The sequence below is a fragment of the Hymenobacter jeongseonensis genome (assembly GCF_015694725.1).
GTDB classification, from domain to species: Bacteria; Bacteroidota; Bacteroidia; order Cytophagales; family Hymenobacteraceae; genus Hymenobacter; species Hymenobacter jeongseonensis.
On record NZ_JADQDQ010000008.1, the window covers coordinates 187,012 to 206,848 of the forward strand.

Annotated in this window: 18 protein-coding genes, 1 tRNA gene and 1 pseudogene; 3 read left to right on the top strand and 17 right to left on the bottom strand. The window is 57.0% G+C overall.

Going from position 1 to position 19,837, the window contains the following annotated elements:
• The first annotated feature begins 123 nt into the window (after window positions 1-123).
• A complete protein-coding gene (gene accC / locus I2I05_RS16295) occupies window positions 124-1,635 on the top strand; it encodes an acetyl-CoA carboxylase biotin carboxylase subunit (RefSeq protein ID WP_196283318.1) in 1,512 nt (503 codons plus the stop codon).
• A gap of 140 nt (window positions 1,636-1,775) precedes the next feature.
• The gene (locus I2I05_RS16300) at window positions 1,776-2,363 is read left to right on the top strand and encodes an outer membrane beta-barrel protein (RefSeq protein WP_196283319.1); all 588 of its coding nucleotides are present in this window, start codon (window positions 1,776-1,778) and stop codon (window positions 2,361-2,363) included.
• A gap of 114 nt (window positions 2,364-2,477) precedes the next feature.
• Here the strand turns inward: I2I05_RS16300 and I2I05_RS16305 are convergent, their stop codons facing one another.
• The 11 genes from I2I05_RS16305 to I2I05_RS16355 all read right to left on the bottom strand — a co-directional run bounded on the left by I2I05_RS16305 (window position 2,478) and on the right by I2I05_RS16355 (window position 13,290).
• Window positions 2,478-3,266, bottom strand: a complete 789-nt coding sequence (locus tag I2I05_RS16305; RefSeq protein ID WP_196283320.1) for a bestrophin-like domain — start codon at window positions 3,264-3,266, stop codon at window positions 2,478-2,480.
• Window positions 3,267-3,356: 90 nt separating this feature from the next.
• Window positions 3,357-3,815, bottom strand: coding sequence for an RES family NAD+ phosphorylase (locus tag I2I05_RS16310; RefSeq protein WP_196283321.1), 459 nt, complete (start codon window positions 3,813-3,815; stop codon window positions 3,357-3,359).
• 8 nt (window positions 3,816-3,823) lie between these two features.
• Window positions 3,824-4,261, bottom strand: a complete 438-nt coding sequence (gene parS / locus I2I05_RS16315) for a type II RES/Xre toxin-antitoxin system antitoxin (RefSeq protein ID WP_196283322.1) — start codon at window positions 4,259-4,261, stop codon at window positions 3,824-3,826.
• A 100-nt stretch (window positions 4,262-4,361) separates the two neighbouring features.
• Complete coding sequence (bshB1, locus tag I2I05_RS16320; RefSeq protein WP_196283366.1) at window positions 4,362-5,081, bottom strand: bacillithiol biosynthesis deacetylase BshB1; 720 nt, start codon at window positions 5,079-5,081, stop codon at window positions 4,362-4,364.
• 92 nt (window positions 5,082-5,173) lie between these two features.
• Window positions 5,174-6,307 (bottom strand): M23 family metallopeptidase, encoded by a 1,134-nt coding sequence (locus tag I2I05_RS22365; RefSeq protein WP_317192364.1) that lies wholly within the window; start codon window positions 6,305-6,307, stop codon window positions 5,174-5,176.
• A 129-nt stretch (window positions 6,308-6,436) separates the two neighbouring features.
• Window positions 6,437-7,372 (bottom strand): thioredoxin-disulfide reductase, encoded by a 936-nt coding sequence (gene trxB / locus I2I05_RS16330; protein ID WP_196283323.1) that lies wholly within the window; start codon window positions 7,370-7,372, stop codon window positions 6,437-6,439.
• Window positions 7,373-7,528: 156 nt separating this feature from the next.
• On the bottom strand, window positions 7,529-8,392 hold the full coding sequence (locus I2I05_RS16335; RefSeq protein WP_035566352.1) for a sigma-70 family RNA polymerase sigma factor: 864 nt from the start codon (window positions 8,390-8,392) through the stop codon (window positions 7,529-7,531).
• 122 nt (window positions 8,393-8,514) lie between these two features.
• Entirely contained in the window at window positions 8,515-10,686 is a 2,172-nt protein-coding gene (pnp, locus tag I2I05_RS16340; RefSeq protein WP_196283324.1) for a polyribonucleotide nucleotidyltransferase, read from the bottom strand.
• Between the two features lie 201 nt (window positions 10,687-10,887).
• Window positions 10,888-11,163: a 30S ribosomal protein S15 gene (gene rpsO / locus I2I05_RS16345; protein ID WP_092669123.1), complete on the bottom strand. Its 276-nt coding sequence runs from the start codon at window positions 11,161-11,163 to the stop codon at window positions 10,888-10,890.
• A gap of 160 nt (window positions 11,164-11,323) precedes the next feature.
• Window positions 11,324-12,772, bottom strand: coding sequence for an LptF/LptG family permease (locus tag I2I05_RS16350; RefSeq protein ID WP_196283325.1), 1,449 nt, complete (start codon window positions 12,770-12,772; stop codon window positions 11,324-11,326).
• A 104-nt stretch (window positions 12,773-12,876) separates the two neighbouring features.
• The gene (locus I2I05_RS16355; RefSeq protein ID WP_196283326.1) at window positions 12,877-13,290 is read right to left on the bottom strand and encodes an START-like domain-containing protein; all 414 of its coding nucleotides are present in this window, start codon (window positions 13,288-13,290) and stop codon (window positions 12,877-12,879) included.
• Between the two features lie 132 nt (window positions 13,291-13,422).
• On the opposite strand from I2I05_RS16355, the gene I2I05_RS16360 reads away from it, so the two are divergent.
• Window positions 13,423-13,496: transfer RNA gene (locus I2I05_RS16360), tRNA-Met, on the top strand.
• Between the two features lie 197 nt (window positions 13,497-13,693).
• On the opposite strand, the gene rplT is transcribed toward I2I05_RS16360, so the two are convergent.
• The 6 genes and pseudogenes from rplT to I2I05_RS16390 form a co-directional block, all read right to left on the bottom strand.
• Window positions 13,694-14,038: a 50S ribosomal protein L20 gene (gene rplT, locus I2I05_RS16365; RefSeq protein WP_196283327.1), complete on the bottom strand. Its 345-nt coding sequence runs from the start codon at window positions 14,036-14,038 to the stop codon at window positions 13,694-13,696.
• A gap of 136 nt (window positions 14,039-14,174) precedes the next feature.
• On the bottom strand, window positions 14,175-14,369 hold the full coding sequence (rpmI, locus tag I2I05_RS16370) for a 50S ribosomal protein L35 (protein ID WP_046242504.1): 195 nt from the start codon (window positions 14,367-14,369) through the stop codon (window positions 14,175-14,177).
• A 214-nt stretch (window positions 14,370-14,583) separates the two neighbouring features.
• Window positions 14,584-15,141, bottom strand: a pseudogene (infC, locus tag I2I05_RS16375) (translation initiation factor IF-3); the annotation flags it as partial.
• Window positions 15,142-15,348: 207 nt separating this feature from the next.
• Entirely contained in the window at window positions 15,349-17,283 is a 1,935-nt protein-coding gene (thrS, locus tag I2I05_RS16380) for a threonine--tRNA ligase (RefSeq protein WP_196283328.1), read from the bottom strand.
• Window positions 17,284-17,418: 135 nt separating this feature from the next.
• Entirely contained in the window at window positions 17,419-18,480 is a 1,062-nt protein-coding gene (locus I2I05_RS16385) for a tetratricopeptide repeat protein (protein ID WP_196283329.1), read from the bottom strand.
• Window positions 18,481-18,723: 243 nt separating this feature from the next.
• A complete protein-coding gene (locus I2I05_RS16390) occupies window positions 18,724-19,698 on the bottom strand; it encodes a tetratricopeptide repeat protein (RefSeq protein ID WP_196283330.1) in 975 nt (324 codons plus the stop codon).
• Window positions 19,699-19,837: the final 139 nt, after the last annotated feature.

Sequence of the window (19,837 nt, forward strand, 5' to 3'; positions counted from 1 at the left end):
GTAACCCATGAGTTTCCAACTTTCTTTGCGCCCTCACTCCTGCTTTCCGCAGGAGTTTTGTCCGCCCCTGCGGCTTCCCACCCACCGCTCAATGCCTCTCCAACTGCCGGTTGGAGCCCCCTCATGAAGAAAATCTCCAAGCTGCTCGTCGCCAACCGGGGCGAAATCGCCCTGCGGGTTCTCCGCTCCGCCAAAGAAATGGGCATCGCCACGGTGGCCATCTACTCCGAAGCCGACCGCAACGCCCTGCACGTGCGCTACGCCGACGAAGCCGTGTGCGTGGGCCCGCCCGCGTCCAAAGACAGCTACCTGCGCGGCGACAAAATTCTCGAAGTCTGCAAAACATTGGGCGTTGATGCCATTCACCCCGGCTACGGCTTCCTCTCCGAGAATGCCGGCTTTGCGCGCGCCGTGCGCGAGGCCGGCCTCATTTTCGTGGGCCCCAGCCCCGAGGCCATGGAAATGATGGGCGACAAGCTCTCGGCGAAGCAGGCCGTGAAAGCCTACAACATTCCGCTGGTGCCCGGCACCGACGAAGCCATTTCCGACGTGGCCGCCGCGAAGCAGATTGCGCAGGAAGTGGGCTTTCCCATTCTTATCAAGGCCTCGGCCGGTGGCGGCGGCAAGGGCATGCGCATCGTGAACAACGCCGGGGAGTTTGAAGAACAAATGCAGCTGGCCATCAACGAAGCGGTGTCGGCTTTCGGCGACGGTGCCGTTTTCATTGAGAAATTCGTGACTGGCCCGCGCCACATCGAAATCCAGGTTTTGGGCGATGAGCACGGCAACATCGTGCACCTGTTCGAACGCGAGTGCAGCATCCAGCGCCGCCACCAAAAAGTCATTGAAGAAGCGCCTTCTTCGGTGCTCACCCCTGAGCTGCGTGCCCAAATGGGCCAGTGCGCCGTGGACGTGGCCCGCGCCTGCGCCTACACCGGCGCCGGCACAGTAGAATTTTTGCTCGATGACCAGCACAACTTCTACTTCCTGGAAATGAACACCCGCCTCCAGGTAGAACACCCCGTAACGGAGCAAATCACGGGGCTCGACTTGGTGAAAGAGCAAATCAAAGTGGCTCAGGGCGAGCTCCTCGCCTTCTCGCAAGCAGAACTTTCCATCACGGGCCACGCCATTGAAGTACGCGTGTACGCCGAAGACCCGCAAAACAACTTCCTGCCCGACATCGGCACCCTGAGCACCTACGTCCGCCCCCAGGGCCCCGGCGTGCGCGTCGACGACGGCTTCGAGCAGGGCATGGACATTCCGATTCATTACGACCCGATGATTGCCAAGCTGGTCGCCTTCGGGGCCGACCGCGCCGAGGCCATTGCCCGCATGCTGCGCGCCATCGAGGAGTTTAAAATTACCGGCATCGAAACCACCTTAGGCTTCGGCACCTACGTGCTAACGCATCCGGCATTCGTCAGCGGCAACTTCGACACAAACTTTATCCGCGACCATTTCTCACCCACTACCCTCGCTCCCGCCGCCCCAGATGCGGAAACAGCGCAAGTAGCTGCGGTGCTGGGGGCGCTTCTGCTCAGCGATAAAAAGACCATAATGGCTAGCGCGAATGGGGAAGCAACGGACGCAGCAGTTTCGGGCTGGCGCCGGAATCGATTGGGCGTGCGGTAATCAGGCACCTTCAGCCTGTTTAGCACTTCGTTAGTAAACCATCTGCCCTTCTCTTATCCCTTACTTGTAACCCCGCTTCCACGCGCATGCACTTGCTTCCTCTACCTCGGCCGCTGGCGACGTTAATAAAAACCTGTGTTTTGAGTGCTTGTTGCGGGCTGCTGGCAGGCACGACACAGGCCCAAACGGCAGCTGGCCCGCCGCCCCCCTCCCCTTGGTACATAGGCGTAAAATCGGCCTTCGAAGGCCATACTTTTATCATCAACGACTTTGACACCGGCGGCCTACTTTACACGGGCAGTGCGCATGGCGGCTATTATTTCACGTCCAATCTGGCGGTACAAGCTGGGGTTTTATACGGTAGGGGCAAGTTAAATCAAAACCAGCAGCACGCAATTTGGGGACTACCGGTGCAGTTGCGCGCCACGTTTTCCCAGCCGGAACGACGCTTTCAGGTCGATGGCATTTTGGAGGCAACTTTTGTGCACGTCAAACGCCAGGAGCTCCAGTTTTCCTATCCTACCAGTCCCCAAGTATTCACCCTGCCCCGTCAAAACGGCTTCAACGCCCTGCTTTCGGCGGGTATTGGGTTGCGCTACGGCCTGGGCCAGCACCTACAATTAACCTCTGACCTGCTGGGCAGCACCAACCCCGACCAGAACATCAAAAATTATTACGGGTTCAACCTTGGCTTTTCCACATCGCTTGGTCTACGTTACCGGTTGTAAGTCGTCGTGTATCAAGGCAGCCTGCTGCTCAGCGGGCATAAAACAGCCGCCCAGCAAGAACCGAATGTGGCCGGGGGTCCCTGCTTTTAACACATAAACCCGATTCTGCCGGCATTAGTACTTGCCTGACTGGATTAGCTTCAGCACGTCTTCTAAGGGCTGTTGGCTAATTAAAAATCCCCGTTGGCCGGTTGCGTCCATTGCCGCTATCATGGTTATCACCAAGGCAAATGCTGCGGCCAGCAAGGGGATTCCGGCCAACCGGCGCGCACTGAACATGCCGGTTTGGTACCCAAGGCTGAGCATGCTCATGGCAGAAAGCAAGTTTAATACCGCCCAGATAGCGCCCGGAATGTGGTAGTTCAGAGCAACTGTTTTGCGGGTGGTATGCACAGTATGTACTTCGTTCAAAGCATTGATAAACAAGCTGCGCACCTCCGAATCCATATTTTCCGGTACCAGCGACATGGCCTCCCGCCACATCAACCGCTGAACTTCATCGATTCGGGGCTCTCGTTTTTTGGCGACGGCCAACGAAGTAATATGCAGGCGGAGCGCTACGTATTCCGGGAAAAGCTGCCTCAGCGCTTGCCCCTGTTTCTCCGGTAGCAGGCGGGTGTATAGGTAGGCGGTTCGAATCCGGTTTGCATCCTCTATCACCAGTTCCCGGCGCGCATCAAATCGGGAAGAAGTCATGGCAAACGTGAAGGCGAGCAAAAAAGCCAGCAGCCCAAGAATAGCCCCCACCAGCGCCGCGACGGGCGGTTCCGGCTCGCGTGCCTTCCTTCGAATCAGCAGCCGGCCCAAGCGAAACCCCAACTCATTAGCCCCTAAGCCCACGCCAAACACCAAAGTAAATAGGGCCCACGGGGGTATATTCGATATGAAAACCGCAGTATCCATACCTCTGCATACGCGAGCGGGCTTACTTAGGACACGCTTGCGGTGAAGCCCTTTAGTAAGCGCAACGGGCCCGCTGTTCCCTTGGCTTTGCTATTCAGCGTCCGTCTTAATTCGTGGGTCAAACGCAAAATCCTCCCATCCCACGATGCGAATCTGTGCAAAATCCGGGTGCCTGGTGTTGAGCACGTAGTTGTGCTCGTGGGCGATGATGGACGACGGCACCCGCAAGATGGCTGCCGTCTGGCGTTGGTACCAGGCCGCACCCAGCGGCTGGCAGCGGGCGTAGTGGCGGGGCAATTGCCAGTCCGTTGGCAGTTCGTCCAAGGTTAAGCTTTCTATTGCCAACGCGTCAGGGATTTCGATGCGGATGACTTTGAAGAGGCTGTTGAGGCCTTCGCCGCTGCGGTGCACCACGTTTTCGAGGCAGGCCAAAGCGCGGCTGCCGGCGGCGTAAATGACCAACTGGCCGCGCAGGTTCCAGCGGCCGGGATTGCCGGAGGCCACTAGTTCGCCGGCATATTTTGCCAGGCAGATGCGGTAGACTTCCACGCGCGGGCCTAGGCGAAGTCGCCGTGGGCAATGCGGTCGACTTCGTCGGCCACCAAATCAATACCCCCGCTGGTTTCCAGCAAGGCCAACGGCGGCTGATTATCGAGGCCGTAGGCAGGTTTATCGAGCCACCGTCGGAATGCGGGCACCGAACCAAACACTTCCTCTCCCTGGCGGGCCAGGGCCAGCAGTTTTAGCACTTGCTCGCTGGCGGCGGGGGCTAGGCGTTTTTTGCCAAGCCGGTAAGTACGCAGGGTTTTGGTGGTGGTGTGCAGCAAGTTGGCCAATTCGTCGGCACTCAATTGCAGCAGCGCAGCCACGTCGAAGGCGGTTTTGGCCAGCACGCCGGTACGGGCCTGCATCACCAGCGCGAAGGAATCGGCCACGGTTGCCTGCAGCCCGAGCAAGGCAGGCGAGTAAGCAGCGGAGGGCAGAGCAGCAGTCATGAGTGCAGGCGGATGGTACATTCCCAAAGATGGGAATATTTTCCGTAGAAACGGGAAAAACTTCCACTTTGTTCCGATTAGCTCAGGAAGTCGTTTGCGGTTAAATAAAATCCGTCACTTCCCGCACCCCCACCGGCCGGTGTACCGTGAAGCCTTCCCCAAATTCTACGCCTATCATGTGGCCGAACTCGCGGGCGCGCGCTTCCATGAATTTCGAAAATTCCTGGCTCGACAGGTAGGTACTTGGCTCGTCGAGGTTGGGATTGAAAAACTGCGTTCCGTAGGCCTGAATGGAAGCCCACTTCGTTTCCCAATGGGCCGATATATCCACCACGAAAGCCGGCACGAGGGCGCGGTCCTGAATGTAATGGTACACGTTGCGGGGTCGCCACGGGGCTTGCGGCAGGCCGTCATCGCCAATGGTTTCAATCATGCGCAGGCCCGCCAGAAAGCAGGCATCCGTGGCCAGTTGCGCGCCGCGTCCATGGTCGGGGTGCCGGTCCTGAACGGCATTGCAGAGCACTACCTCGGGCCGATAACGACGAATGGCGGCAATAAGGGGGAGTTGGTGTTCCCGCTCATTGCGAAAAAAACCATCGGGCAGGCCCAGGTTTTCGCGCGCGCTCAATCCCAGAATTAGGCCAGCCGCTGCTGCCTCGGCCGCCCGAATTGCGGGCGTACCCCGGGTCCCTAGCTCCCCGCGGGTAAAGTCAACGACCCCAATTTTTTTGCCCGCAACGGCCGATGCAGCTAGCGTGCCGGAGCACGACATCTCAACGTCGTCGGGATGAGCCCCCAGGGCCAGAATATCGAGCTTTATCACAAATTACAGGGGGTTACGACTGGCAGGCAGCATTTGTCAAGCCGAGGGAAATAGGTATGAGGCGTACCGCTTACTTAATACCGCTTGTTTTACTTAATGCGGACCCTGCGGCCGGGCTGCAAGGTCTTGACGCCGGGATTTAATCTTTTCAAGGTGCTCAGTCCCACTCCGTGTCGTTCGGCAATTTCCGAAAGGGTATCGCCCGAGCGCACTTTGTAAGTGACGGTCTGCCGGGCCTTGGAAGGCCGACTGCTGCTGCTCCGGCTATTGCTGCTCCGACTCCGGTTTTGCAGGGCGCGGCTGTAGTAGTTGAACAGTTCCGACGTAATGGTGAAATTATCCTTGCGCAGTTTGTAGTCCGGGAAATCGTACACCAGCGCCGGATTGATAGGGTTGCCCTGGTAGCGCACCTCGAAATGCAAATGCGAGCCCGTGCTCCGCCCCGTGTTACCGCCGTAGCCAATGAGCTGCCCCGCTTTCACAAAAGTACCGACGGGTACCAAGGCCTTACTCATATGGCCATAAATCGTTTCCAGGCCGTTGTAGTGGCGCACCAAAATGTAGTTGCCGTAGCCGCCCCCGTCCCACGCGTTGATGCGCACCACGCCATCGAAGACACTTTTCACTGAGTCGCCGGTATTCAGGTCAAGGTCCATGCCGTAATGCCAACGGTAGCCCCGGAAGGCAAACCCCGAGGTAATGGGGGTTTTAACCAGGGGCATACTAGCGAAGCGCTGGCGCGGCGGGTCAATCAGCTTCAGCTTCAGGGAGTCGCGGTAGCTGCGGCCATCCACGCGGTAAGGGTTCACGCTGCGCGTATCCCAAATGGAATAATAGCCTGCCACTTTCACCCAGGAAGAATCAATCAGCACTTCCTCCGACATCTCCACAATTTCCTGCCCGCCCAAATTGAGTTTGGAAGTATCCTCGCTCACAATGCTGAGCTTTTTGGCTGGATTAAAGAAAATTGATTTCGCCGCATCGGAGTTGTCGTCGGGCAATTCCTCGGTCTCAATCACCGTAGTTGTATCGGGACGCACGTAGCGCATCTTGGGCGTTTTGATGCGAAAAAAATCGGCATTGCCGGAGGTGCTGCCCGCCCGGGCTTTGGTGCGGGGCGCCTTGCGCCGCTGAGCCTGGGCCGGATTGAGGCCAGCCAGCACCAGCAAAAATGCCAGCAGCAGCAGCGCCGGCCGCCAGTAAGTTGTTTTCAGAAAGGTCAAAAGCAAACAGGAAAAAGGCCGAGGGCATTGGAGCAAAAGTCCACACCCTCGTGCCGTTCAGTCTAAACAAAGAAGTCAGGCAAGACGAACCACAAAGCTCGTCTTGCCTAACACGTCAATGCAAGGATTTTAGTGTGCGCCGAGCGCGGCTAAATAACGCTCCGCGTCGAGCGCCGCCATACAGCCGGTGCCAGCCGCCGTCACGGCCTGCCGATAAGTGTAGTCCTGCACGTCGCCGCATGCAAATACGCCGTCCACGTTGGTTTTGCTGGTGCCGGGTATGGTCTTCAAATAGCCCTGCTCGTCGTGGTGCAGGAAGGGCTGAAAAATCTTGGAGTTGGGCTCGTGGCCAATGGCCACGAAGAAGCCCGTCAACTTGATTTCCTTCGTTTCATGGGTCAGCAGGTTTTTTACTCGTACCCCCTCCACTGCGTGCTCGCCCAAAATCTCGTCGGTCACGGTGTTGAATAACACCTCAATCTTGGGATTATCCAGCACGCGCTGCTGCATGATTTTTGAGGCTTTCATTTCGCCTTTGCGCACTATCATGGTCACCTTGCTGCACAGGTTGGCCAAGTAAGTGGCCTCCTCAGCAGCGGTATCACCCGCGCCCACAATGGCCACTTCCTGGCCCCGGTAGAAAAAGCCGTCGCACACAGCGCAGGCCGATACCCCCGAGCCATTGAGCTTCGCTTCCGAAGGAATACCCAGCCACTTAGCCGAAGCCCCGGTTGCAATAATCACGGTATCAGCCGTCAACTCCAGTGTTTCATCGATGGTGATTTTACGCGGGTGCACCGAAAAATCAACCGCGGTGGCAATGCCGTAACGAATATCAGTACCAAACCGACTGGCCTGCTTTTTCAGGTCTTCCATCATCTGCGGCCCCATCACGCCATCGGCATAGCCAGGGAAATTCTCCACGTCGTTGGTAATAGTGAGCTGACCGCCCGGTTGCAAACCCATGTACATTACCGGCGCCATGTTCGCCCGAGCCGCATAAATAGCAGCAGTATAACCGGCCGGGCCGGAGCCAATAATCAGGCACTTGATGTGTTCAGACATTTCGAAGATTGTAGCGCAAAGCCCTGCTTTGCGAATCGTTGAATTATAGAATTTAAATGCTCACATCACACGGCACTTCACATTACCGCAATGCTGAGGCTGTACAAAAAACCCCAACCTAACGGTCGGGGTTTTTCATTCTGCAAAACTAATTGATTAGCCGAGATAAGGCTTCAGCGCTTTTGAGCGCGACGTGTGCCGCAGACGACGAATGGCCTTCTCCTTAATCTGACGAACCCGCTCGCGGGTCAGGTTAAACTTCTCGCCGATTTCCTCCAAAGTCAAAGCGGCTTCGCCGTTCAACCCAAAGTACAGCGTGATAACATCAGCTTCGCGCTTGGTGAGCGTGCTCAGGGCGCGCTGCACTTCCTTGCGGAGCGAGTCGTTCATCAGGGCCATGTCCGGCGACTCCTCGTCCTCGTTTTCGAGTACGTCGAGCAAGCGGTTTTCTTCACCCTGCACAAACGGTGCATCCACGGATACGTGACGGCCCGAGATTTTCAGGGTGTCCACTACTTCTGAAGTGGTCAGCTCAAGAACTTCAGCGATTTCTTCGGGCGAAGGCTCGCGCTCAAACTTCTGTTCCAGTTCCGAGAATGACTTGCTGATTTTGTTCAGCGAACCCACGCGGTTCAGGGGCAAACGCACAATACGGCTCTGCTCGGCCAAGGCCTGCAGAATAGACTGACGAATCCACCATACAGCGTAGGAAATGAATTTAAAACCGCGGGTTTCATCAAAGCGTTTGGCAGCTTTGATAAGGCCGAGGTTGCCCTCGTTGATGAGGTCACCGAGGCTCAGGCCCTGGTTCTGGTATTGCTTGGCTACCGATACAACGAAACGCAGGTTGGCTTTGGTCAATTTCTCCAGCGCTTGCTGGTCTCCGTCGCGGATACGCTGCGCGAGCGTTACCTCCTCGTCGGGCGTGAGCAAATCAACCTTGCCAATCTCCTGGAGGTATTTATCCAGCGACTGGCTTTCGCGGTTGGTAATCTGCTTACTAATTTTTAGCTGTCTCATGGGACTAGGTAAGAACGATATCTGATGGGGTTGTACGTAAGAAAAAGCCGCCCGGCTAGTCCCCTCAGTCAGAGGAAGCCAACAGGCTCCCCCTGACATTAGTTCGGGACTTCGGCGCCTATCTAGGCTTGAGCTTCGCCATTGCTGGCGGCCGCCGCCTCGGGCTTGGGCAGCAGCACCTTGCGCGAGAGCCGGTACTTGCCGGTTTTCTTATCGATTTCCACCAGTTTCACGTCAATATCCTGCCCCACTTCCAACAAGCCTTCCAGGGTCTGAATCCGCTCGTGCGTCACCTCCGAGATGTGCAGCAAGCCATCTTTGCCCGGCATGATTTCCACGAAGGCACCGTAGGGCTGGATGCTGCGCACCTTGCCTTTGTAGGTTTCACCCACTTCCGGCTGGGCCGCGATGGCCCGGATGCGGTCGATGGCGCCCTGCATGTCCTCCTGGTTGGAGGCGTAGATGCTCACGTGGCCCTTCTCGTCCTTCTCCTCGATAATAACCGTGGCGTTGGTATCCTTCTGGATTTGCTGAATGACTTTGCCACCTGGCCCGATTACCGCGCCGATGAATTCTTTGTCAATCAACATCTTGTGCGAGCGCGGCGTGTGAGGCTTCAACTCCGCAGCCGGCGCGGCAATGGTCTTCGCCATTTCGCGCAGGATGTGCAGGCGGCCTTCGCGAGCTTGGTGCAGCGCAGCCGTCAAAATCTCATTACTCAAGCCCTGGATTTTGATGTCCATCTGGCAGGCGCAAATGCCTTTTTCGGTGCCGGTCACTTTGAAGTCCATGTCGCCGAGGTGGTCCTCGTCGCCGAGAATGTCGCTCAATACGGCGTACTCACCCGTTTCCTTGTCTTGTACCAGACCCATGGCGATGCCGGCCACGGCGGCCGAAATCTTCACACCGGCATCCATCAGCGCCAGCGAACCGGCGCATACGGTTGCCATCGAGCTGGAACCGTTCGACTCCAGGATGTCCGACACAATGCGGATGGTGTAGGGGTTCTCCTCATCGGGCGGCAGCACCTGGCGCAGCGAGCGCAGGGCCAAGTTGCCGTGACCAATTTCGCGACGGCCAGCGCCGCGGTTAGGCTTCACCTCACCGGTCGAGAAACCGGGGAAGTTGTAGTGCAGCATGAATTTCGAGTAGCCCTTGGTGAGGGGCTGGTCGACAATCTGCTCGTCGAGCTTGGTGCCGAGGGTAGCCGTGGTCAGGCTCTGGGTTTCGCCGCGGGTGAAGATGGCCGAGCCGTGGGCACCGGGCAAGTAGTTGATTTCCGACCAGATGGGGCGGATTTCGGTGAGCTGGCGGCCGTCGAGGCGCACCCGCTCCTTCACCATCATGTCGCGGATGGCTTTCTTCTCGGCGGCGCTGTAGTAGCGGCCGAACATCTTCATGTCCAGTTCGGGCTGGTCAGCCAACAGCTTCTCCAAAAACGCCTTTTTCACCTGCGAAAAGCCTTCTTTGCGGCCGCCCTTGCTGGTGTTGCCGGCGCGGGCCACGTCGTAAGCACCTTGGTAGATGCCGGCATGGATGTGCTTTTTCAGCTCCTCGTTCTCGTCGTACTTCGGATACTCGCGTGGCTGCGACTCCGGCGTGCGGCCCACAGCCTCGGCCAGGTCCTTTTGCAGCTGGCACTGGGCCTTGATGGCTTCGTGGCCGAAGGCAATGGCCGCCACCATTTCCTCTTCGCTCACTTCCTTCATGGCGCCTTCCACCATGGCCACGGAGTCGGCAGTAGCGCCTACCATGAGGTCCATGTCGGCGCGGGCCAAATCGGAAGTCTTGGGGTTAATCTGGAACTGGCCGTCGATGCGCGCCACGCGCACTTCGGAAATGGGGCCAGCAAACGGAATGTCCGAAATCGACAAAGCTGCCGAAGCGGCCAAAGCGGCCAGGGCGTCGGGCTGCACTTCTTTGTCGGCAGAGATGAGCGTAATCATCACCTGCACTTCGTAGTGGTAGTCCTTGGGGAACATCGGCCGCAGGATGCGGTCGACGAGGCGGCAGACTAGGATTTCGTAGTCCGACAGGCGGCCTTCGCGGCGCTGGAACGAGCCGGGGATTTTGCCGGCCGAGCCAAATTTCTCCTGGTAGTCTACCGACAGCGGCAGGAAGTCAACGCCTTCGCGCTGGCTCGGGGCCGAAACCACCGTGGCGAGCAGCATGGTATCGCCGAGGCGAACCACAACGGCGCCGTCGGCGAATTTGGCCAGCTTGCCGGTTTCGATGGAGATAACGCGGCCGTCAGGCAGCGCCAAGGTTTTGGTAATGGCGTGGGGTTGGGACATCAGCGGGATTTGCTTGGAAAAGCGACAGCGGGCGAGCAGCCAAAAACGAACGCCGCCAGCGGCCTTCGTTACTCAGGTAAACACAGCAACAGCGCGCCGATACAAAACAGTGCCACGGGCCAGCCTCGGCGCAAAACCGACCCGAACAAAAAAAGAGTAGGGAACCTTCGTTGGAAGGCTCCCTACTCTCAGACTCTGGACTTACTTACGGATGCCCAGCTCCTTGATGATGGCGCGGTAGCGGTTGATTTCGCGGTGCTGCAGGTAGTCCAACATGCGGCGGCGCTTACCTACCAGCTTCAGCAGGCCCAAGCGAGTGCTGTGGTCCTTCTTGTTGGCCTTCAAGTGCTCGGTGAGGTGGTTGATGCGGTGGGTGAAGAGACCAATTTGCGCCTCGGCCGAACCGGTATCGGTTTTCACTTTTTGCAGGCTATTCTTTTCGAAAATGGCCTGTTTTGCTTCTGTAGTTAAAATCATCGGTTGATAGGTATTACCCCGTCTTAGATTTTGGGATGAAAAAAATGTTGTTATGATACCCCACACATTGGGGTGCCGCAAAGGTACGCAATTTAAAAACAGGATAAAAGCGCGGTGGAGGATTTATGCAAATGCCCTGAAAGGTGGCTCAAAGCCCCGCCTATTCTTCTACCGCAGGCTCCGTGATTTTGCGCAGTGCCGGAATGCCAAGACGCTGCGGCAACCGACGCCAAAAGTCCATTTCCAAGAGGCCGGAGTCGTTGTAGGCTTGATACAAGAAGAACAAGCCAGCGGGCAGCAGCACCAGATTAGACATCCACATGCCAATGCCAACGGGCATGACAAACTCGCGCCCGTACTTTTCGCCCATGATGCTAAGCACGTAATAGATGATAAAAAAGAGGATGGACACCAGAATGGGCACCCCCAATCCGCCTTTCTTAATAATAGACCCCAAGGGCGCTCCAATCAGGAACATGAGCAATACAGCCATCGACTGTGAATATTTCCGGTAGACCTCAATCCGGAACAAGGCCGAACTACGCGCATATTCATTCATCCGCTCCGCGCTGGATGTCGCAAAAGCTTTCATGTTGTTGGCGCGGTTGGCCGCCTGCTGCAGGATGGGAGCCGTGGTCACGGCCAAACGCGAAGCCGGCACCTGCAATGCCTCAACCCGACGATTTGCGGCCCGCCCAGTGGTGTCGAACCGCAAAAAGGTATAATAGGCATTGGTTTGCCGCGTAAGTTGGCCTTGCTCGACGTGCAGCTTTTTTTGCACCGAATCGGTTGCCGTATGCAACTGCGCGATGTTGAGCATCATTCGGTTTTCCTTAAACAGGTCCTCCGGCGTACGGGTAGTGCCGAATGAAGCCAAGGAGAAGGTGACCATGTTGTGGTCGAAGCCTTGCCGGACGAAGCTGGCGCCGGCCCGGTCCTGCGCATCGGGCTGCTCCACGTAGTTGTGGCCGTGGAAGAGTTCCAGACCAAGGTAGCCGCCATTGAACCGGGTGAACATGCGGCCCGAATCGGCCAGCATGACTTTGGCATTGCCCGATTGTTGGGTGTGGTCGTAAATCATGACGCCGTGCAACCGGTCGCCGTTTTCCCCGGATTTACGGTCCACCTTGATGGTGTAACCCGGAATTCCGTTGTAAAACACGCCTTCCCGAATATCCAAGGCCAGTTTTTGCTGCCGCACGTCCCACAACAAGCTATACGCTTTAAGATTGGCGCGCGGAACAATGGTTTCGTTAAACCAAAACGCCCCCACCGCCAAGCCAGCGGTAAGCAAAAAGACGGGCAGCAAAATACGAGTCAGGGCGATGCCCGATGCTTTGATGGCCGTAAGTTCGTGGTGCTCACCTAAATTCCCATACGTCATCAGCGATGAGAGCAGCACCGCCAAGGGCAGTGACACCGGTACGATGAGCACACTGAAATAAAACAGCAGCTGCAGCAACACGCCCGTTCCCAAGTCCTTGCCGATGATGTCATCAAGGTACTTTAGGAGTGTATGCGTGAGTAGAATAAACTGAACTACCGCAAACGTGAGCAGAAACGGCCCGGCAAAGGCCTTTAAAATAAGCTTATCGAGCTTTTTGAGCATAAGTAATGGCAACGGGAGTGGACTGATGCCAGCAGGAAAACGAAACTCCACGCGAAAAAGTACCGGAGCACAACGTGCTTCAGGCAACCAGCATTCCAGGAATGCTACCCGCCTACCTGCTCCCGTAGCTTGGCCACGAGGCTTTCCCACATTTCCTGCTGCTCATCGGTATCGTGCGCGGAGGAGTAATCCACAACCCGCAGGTACACTTCGTCGGTCACCTGCGAGGAATCGAGGGTAAATTCTAAAAAGTTGGCATCGGCTACGGGCTGGCGGTGTTCGTCGAGGAATACGAACCGCACCCCGCGGTTCAGGCGCTGGCCCGAAATCTCGGCGTAGTGGTTGTCCTGGTCCCAGATAAAGTTGAGGCGTTGCCCCTCTACGTACCGTACATCGTCACAAAACCACTGCGAAAGACCTGAAGCAGTTGCCAAGTAAGGAAAAAGAATTTTGGGTGACGCATTGATGGGGAATTCAACAACGAAACGCGTTTTAGTTTGGGTATCAGGCAAAGCCATAGGAATTAAGACGAAGGAGCCTGGACAAACCACGGTTTAAATCCGGCCACGGGAGAGAAATATGGTGTTTTTTGCCCCTGCAGCTTGCGTCGGGGCCTTTTGTAACGTTACCTTTGCACCCACAAAAAACCCGGCGGGGTAGCTCAGTTGGTTAGAGCACAGGATTCATAACCCTGAGGTCACGAGTTCAACTCTCGTCCCCGCTACTTCAAAAACCGTTTCGGCTATCGGCTGGAGCGGTTTTTTTATTTTAAGCTAACCTTTAACTGGTTTTAAGGTTGGGGTGGCCGCGGAATAGCGGGTTGCCTCGAGTATAGCGCCACAAGAAATAGCAGGGCCCCAAAACAAGAAAACGCTGAACCCAAAGGCCAGCGTTTTCTTGCTAAATCGCGCTGAAAGGCACTTACTTCGCTTTATCCACGATGCCTTTGAAGGCAGCGGGGTGATTTAAGGCCAAATCAGCCAGAACTTTGCGGTTGAGTTCGATGCCAGCTTTTTTCAAGCCGCCCATCAACTGCGAATACGACAACCCGTGCTCACGAGCACCGGCGTTGATACGCTGAATCCAGAGGGCCCGGAATTCACGCTTCTTTACTTTACGGTCGCGGTAAGCGTACAAGAGGCCTTTTTCAACGGCGTTCTTGGCTACGGTCCACACGTTTTTGCGACGGCCGTAGTAGCCTTTCGCCAAACGCATGATTTTCTTACGGCGGTGGCGCGAGGCCACGTGGTTGACACTTCTTGGCATAACCTAGAGAGTTTTTGGCAGCCGGCGACGGGTTATTGTCTTAAGGCCGGAAGCCTGGTGAAATTTAAATAATGAGGTGACGTACTGTTCAAGCCCGAGGCAAAAAAAATTATGCCCAGACCAGAAACAAGTAAAATCAGATGTTCAACATCTGGCGCACACGGTTCATGTCGGCGCTGCTCACGAGGCCGGTATGGGTCAGACCGCGCTTCTGCTTGGTCGTCTTCTTCGTGAGGATGTGTGATTTGAAGGCGTGCTTCCGCTTCACCTTGCCCGTTCCGGTGAGCGCAAAGCGCTTCTTAGCACCGGATTTCGTCTTTACTTTCGGCATTGTAGTAAGTGTTGGAGGGTTGGTTGTTGATTGTTGATTGCTGACCGACCAAGGGTCGGGAAGCCATCTTCAACCGGGTAAAAATCTATTCGGCGGCATCGGCAGAAGCCGGAGCCGTTTCGGAGGTTTGTTCGGCAGTTTCAGCTTTGGGCTCGGCTGGCTTAGGCGCTTTCTTCTCGGCTTTGTCCGGAGTAGCAGCGGGTTTGGCGGCAGGTTTAACTACGGCAGCTGCTTTCGGAGCCAGGTAGAGGAACATGCGCTTGCCTTCCAGCTTGGGCAGTTGCTCGACTTTGGCGAGGTCTTCGAGGGCCTGCGCAAACTTGAGCAACAGGATTTCGCCCCGCTCTTTGAAAACAATGCTACGGCCCACAAAATGCACGTAGCTCTTGATTTTGGCACCTTCTCGCAGAAACTCCTGGGCGTGCTTCACCTTAAAGGCGAAGTCATGCTCGTCGGTATTGGGGCCGAAACGAATTTCCTTGAGCACGACCTTGGTCTGCTTAGCCTTCAGCTCGCGGGTTTTCTTCTTCTGCTCGTACTTGAATTTCGAGTAGTCGATGACGCGGCAAACGGGCGGCGTGGCCGTGGGCGAAATCTCAACGAGGTCGAGGTTCTGGTCCTGGGCCATTTTGCGGGCTTGGTCGGTTGGATAAACGCCTTGTTCGACGTTATCACCGACCAGACGCACTTCGCGGGCCAGGATTTTTTGGTTGATTTTGAACGGCTCTTCCACCTGCTGGCGGGGCACGTACCGACGGTTCGGGGCTGCTATGGTTTGGTCCTCCTCCTAAAAAGTGGCGGGAAATGAGATTCTGGGCGATTCCGGCCGGGTAGGGCCTGGCAATCAGGGGGCAAATATCGGTATTTATGTTGGTAAAGGCAAATCCCTCTTGCAATGAGTACAGAAAAGCCTGAAAGGATGCTGTAAATGGAAGCCATTCTCGGTCTCCGTTCACAGCAGCATCTTCCCCAGCACCTACTAATAAGCTTCTACAATCTGGCTTTGCACGCTTTGCACGAAGGCATCCAGGGGCATGGAACCCAAGTCGCCTTCGCCGTGCTTGCGCACCGAAATGATGTTGTCCTGAGCCTCTTTCTCCCCCACAACCAGCAGGTAAGGAATTTTGCTCATTTCAGCATCACGGATTTTGCGGCCAATCCGCTCATCGCGGGCGTCCACGGTACCGCGTAGCTCGTGCTGTTCCAACTGGGCCTTCACCTCATGGGCATAGTCAATGTATTTATCCGAGATGGGCAACACAATGAACTGCTCCGGGGTGAGCCACAGTGGAAAATTGCCGCCGCAATGCTCGATAAGCACCGCCACAAAACGCTCCAACGAGCCAAACGGCGCCCGGTGAATCATGACGGGGCGCTGGCGTGAATTGTCCGACGCAACATACTCAAGGTCAAACCGCTCGGGCAGATTGTAATCAACCTGAATGGTCCCCAACTGCCAGCGCCGGCCAATGGCGTCGCGCACCATAAAATCCAGCTTGGGGCCGTAGAAGGCAGCTTCGCCTAGCACCGTCACCGTATTCAGTCCTTTTTCGGCCGCGGCCTCCTGAATGGCCGTTTCGGCGCGCTCCCAGTTCTCATCCGAGCCAATGTACTTGGTTTTGTTGTTGGGGTCGCGCAGGGAAATCTGGGCCGTGAAGTCGGGAAAATCCAAGGCTTTCAACACGTAGAGGACGATGTCAATCACCTTCTTGAACTCGTCCTTCACCTGGTCGGGCCGGCAGAAGATGTGGGCATCGTCTTGGGTGAAGCCCCGCACCCGCGTCAGGCCGTGCAACTCGCCTGACTGCTCGTAGCGGTACACCGTACCAAACTCGGCCAAACGCACGGGCAGGTCACGGTAGCTGCGCGGCTCGGTTTTATAGATTTCGCAGTGATGCGGGCAGTTCATCGGCTTGAGGAAGAATTCCTCACCGGGATTGGGCGTTTTGATGGGCTGAAACGAATCGGCGCCGTATTTCTCGTAGTGGCCGCTGGTCACGTACAGTTCCTTGGACCCGATGTGGGGCGTGACCACGGGCTGGTAGCCGGATTTAACCTGGGCTTTGCGCAGAAACTGCTCAAGTCGCTCCCGCAGGGCAGTGCCTTTGGGCAGCCACAACGGCAGCCCCGCTCCTACTTTTTCCGAGAAAGCGAACAGCTTGAGCTCTTTGCCCAACTTGCGGTGGTCGCGGCGTTTGGCTTCTTCCAGGCGCTCGAGGTACTCGGCTAGGTCCTTGGCTTTCTGGAAAGTGATGCCGTAAAGGCGCGTCAGCTGCTTATTTTTCTCATCGCCGCGCCAATAGGCGCCCGCCACGTTCATCAGCTTAGCAGCTTTGATGGTGCTAGTGTCGGGAATGTGCGGGCCGCGGCAGAGGTCGGTGAAGCCCCCCTGCGTGTAGAAAGTGATTTGGCCGTCTTCCAGGTTTTCAAGAAGCTCCAGCTTATACGGGTCCTGCTTTTCTTGGAAATAAGCAATGGCGTCGGCTTTGGAGATTTCCTGACGGATGTACCGGCTTTTTTGCTTGGCCAGCTCCAACATTTTCTTCTCAATTTCGGGGAAGTCTTCGCTGGAAATGCTGCGCCCTTCGCCCAAGTCTACGTCGTAATAGAAGCCGTTTTCCACAGCAGGACCAATGGCCAACTTCACGCCGGGGTAAAGAATTTCCAGCGCTTCGGCCATCAGGTGGGCCGAGGAGTGCCAGTAGGTCGCTTTGCCGGCCTCATCGTTCCAGGTCAGAATTTCGACGGTAGCGTCCTCAGTAATGGGGCGGTGAAGGTCGCGAACTTCGCCGTTGACGCGCACGGCCAAGGCATTGCGGGCCAAGCCTTCGCTGATGCTGTTGGCCAGGGCATGGCCGGTCGAGCCGGACTCGACCTGGCGAACCGAACCGTCGGGGAGGGTTATGTTGAGCATAGAAATGTTGTAAAAGGGGCCCAATGGGCAAAGCAAGGCGCAAGTTACACCTTGCCCGATGAGGAATTAAGAATTGAGAATGCGAAATTGGGCATTTTCTTATTCATCAATTCCCTGGCTGGTTTCATCGCCTTCTCACTCGGCGGTGGGCCTGAGGGAAGGCAAGGGGCTAATGGGCGCCGGCCGGACGATGCCGGCCGGGCGGCGGTAATAGTACCGGGGCGAGGTGCGCAGGCTATCGGGCAGTGTGGCCTGCACCCGCTCGTTGGTTTTCCAAACTTTGAAAGTCCAATGCGCGTTGCCAGGGTTTTCCGCCACCAGCCGACGAAACTGCGCTAATGCCTCGGGCAGCCGGTTTTGGACTTCCAAGGCTTCGGCCAACAGGGCCCGGGCCTGAGGCAAGCGGGGGTTGCGGCGCAACGCCCGCTTCAGGTGCTCGACCACGGCGGCGGGTCGGCGTTCGCGGGCAGCAGCCAAGCCCAGCCGGTAATCGGCCCGGTATACGGTGGTATCAAGGGCAAGGGCCCGGCGGTAGTACCACAGGGCACTGTCGGGACGGCCCCGCAACTCAAGCTGACGGCCGTAGTCGTAGTGCAAAAGTCCAGACGTAGTGTCCAGCTTCATGCCGAGGGCGGCGTAGCGGGCGGCATCGGTCGGTACACGCCAGGCATTCAGGAGAAAGGCTAGCTGGTGCAGAATTTCGGGTTGCCGGGGGGCACGGGCGAGCGCATCCTGCAAGTACTGCACGGCCGTGGAGGTATCGGCCGTAGCGGCGTAAGCTAGCCCCTTATAGAACAGCGCGGCGGGCTGGTCCGGGTCCAGGCGCAGGGTACGGTCGAGGTTATCAAGTGCCGCGCCGTAGTCACGTGCTGCCAGATGGGTTTCCCCAACAAACAAGGGCAATTCAGGCCCCGTAAACCCGTATTTGGCCGCCAGGCGCGCTGCTGCCAGTGCTTCTGGCAATCGGCCCAGCGTTCGCAAAGCGCGGGCCTGCACGTAATAAATGGTACCATCAGCGTCATCGATTTCCAAGGCGGCAGTAACGTCACTGAGCGCGGCGCGGGGGTCGCCTGCGGCTAGCCGCAGGGTCGCGCGCCGCACCCACAGCGCCGCATTGCGCGGTTCCTGGGCAATGGCGCCGTTGAGCTCATCGGCTTGCACCCGCGGCCCACTTTGCACCGTTGCGAGGTTTACCATGGTGTCGGGGCGCTCTGCGGGTTGCGTCGAGCAATTGGGAAACGCCAGCACGACCAATGAACTCCAACCAAGCCTTAATAACCGCTGATAATTCATGATTCTGGGATGCCCCACAAGCTATTACAGAGAAAAAACGGCCCCGAATCCAATCCAAATAGGCGCTTTCCTGAACGAAGATAAAACGAAGCAACGTCCACACTAGCCAATGTGCATCCAAGGAGAACCGAAGCCAAGCCACTACTACTATTTACTGACTGAAGAATTTACTGGGACTTTGTCAGGGTCAGCATTCTTCCTCTCCAATGATGTTAACCGCTTTTGTCGTTGGGCATCGGCGCGTAAAAGTGGGGGCAGCATCTGGCGGCAAAGCCTGCTAATCACCAGGTCTTCGCTGGTGATGGGGCTTATTTTTTCCGCATCCCGCAGCGTCTGGATGGCGAGGCGGCGGCGGCCCTGGTATTGATACATCCGCGCCAGGTCATAACAGAACTGCAAATTGGTTGGTGCCAGGCTACGCGCTTTCTCCAGCGCTTCCATGGCCTTGCGGCTGTCGCCGCCCGACGGCACACCGCCCAGTACCAAGTTGCTGTACACGCGCTCGAGCAAGTTGTAATGGGCCACGCGGTACTGCCAACGCCCCAGCAACTGCCAGGCCTGCGGCAAATCAGGCCGATTTTGAGTGGCCAAGTACACGTGCGAGCGCAAGTCGTCGAAGGCCTTAAGCCGCGCCCCCGCCTTATAAAGAGTGGCTTGGTTGAACAAAGCCAACGCCACGGCAAAATTACTTTCGCCTCCTTCGGGTCGGAGCAGCAAGGCGCGGTCCCCGTACTGGCGCCCCGCGTCGAAATAAGCCGCCTTGCGGGTTTCGTCGGAGTACCGAGCGCCAATTTTCACACTCAGTACAGCGGCCTGCCACAAGGCCAGGTAGTGAGTAGGATTGGTTTTGAGTACCTCCTGGTAAACCGCCAGGGCTTCGGAATCCTTGAATTGGTTCACTAAGGTACTCGCCTGCACCAGCTTCTGAAGAACGGCAGGCGGGTCGGCAGTTAAGGCCGCGGCTACGGGCGGCCGGGCAGTGGCTGGCTTCCGCGTCCGGTTTCGAAACTGGGCCGCGGCGGGCAGTGGCGCCATGGTACCGCACAGAAATGCCAGCGTTAGCCATCGCACCCAGGTGCAGGCAGGCAACACGCACAGCCGTAACCACAACAACGACGACATAAAGCAAATAAATGGGCTCGGCTAGTCCCGCTTGTGCCCAAGGGCAAGAAAACGGGGTTAGCGTTGCAAAGCGCGCTTCTGCTAGGCGAAACAGAAGCGCGGATTATCAAGTTTCAACGCCAATTTGAATCGCAGCCCG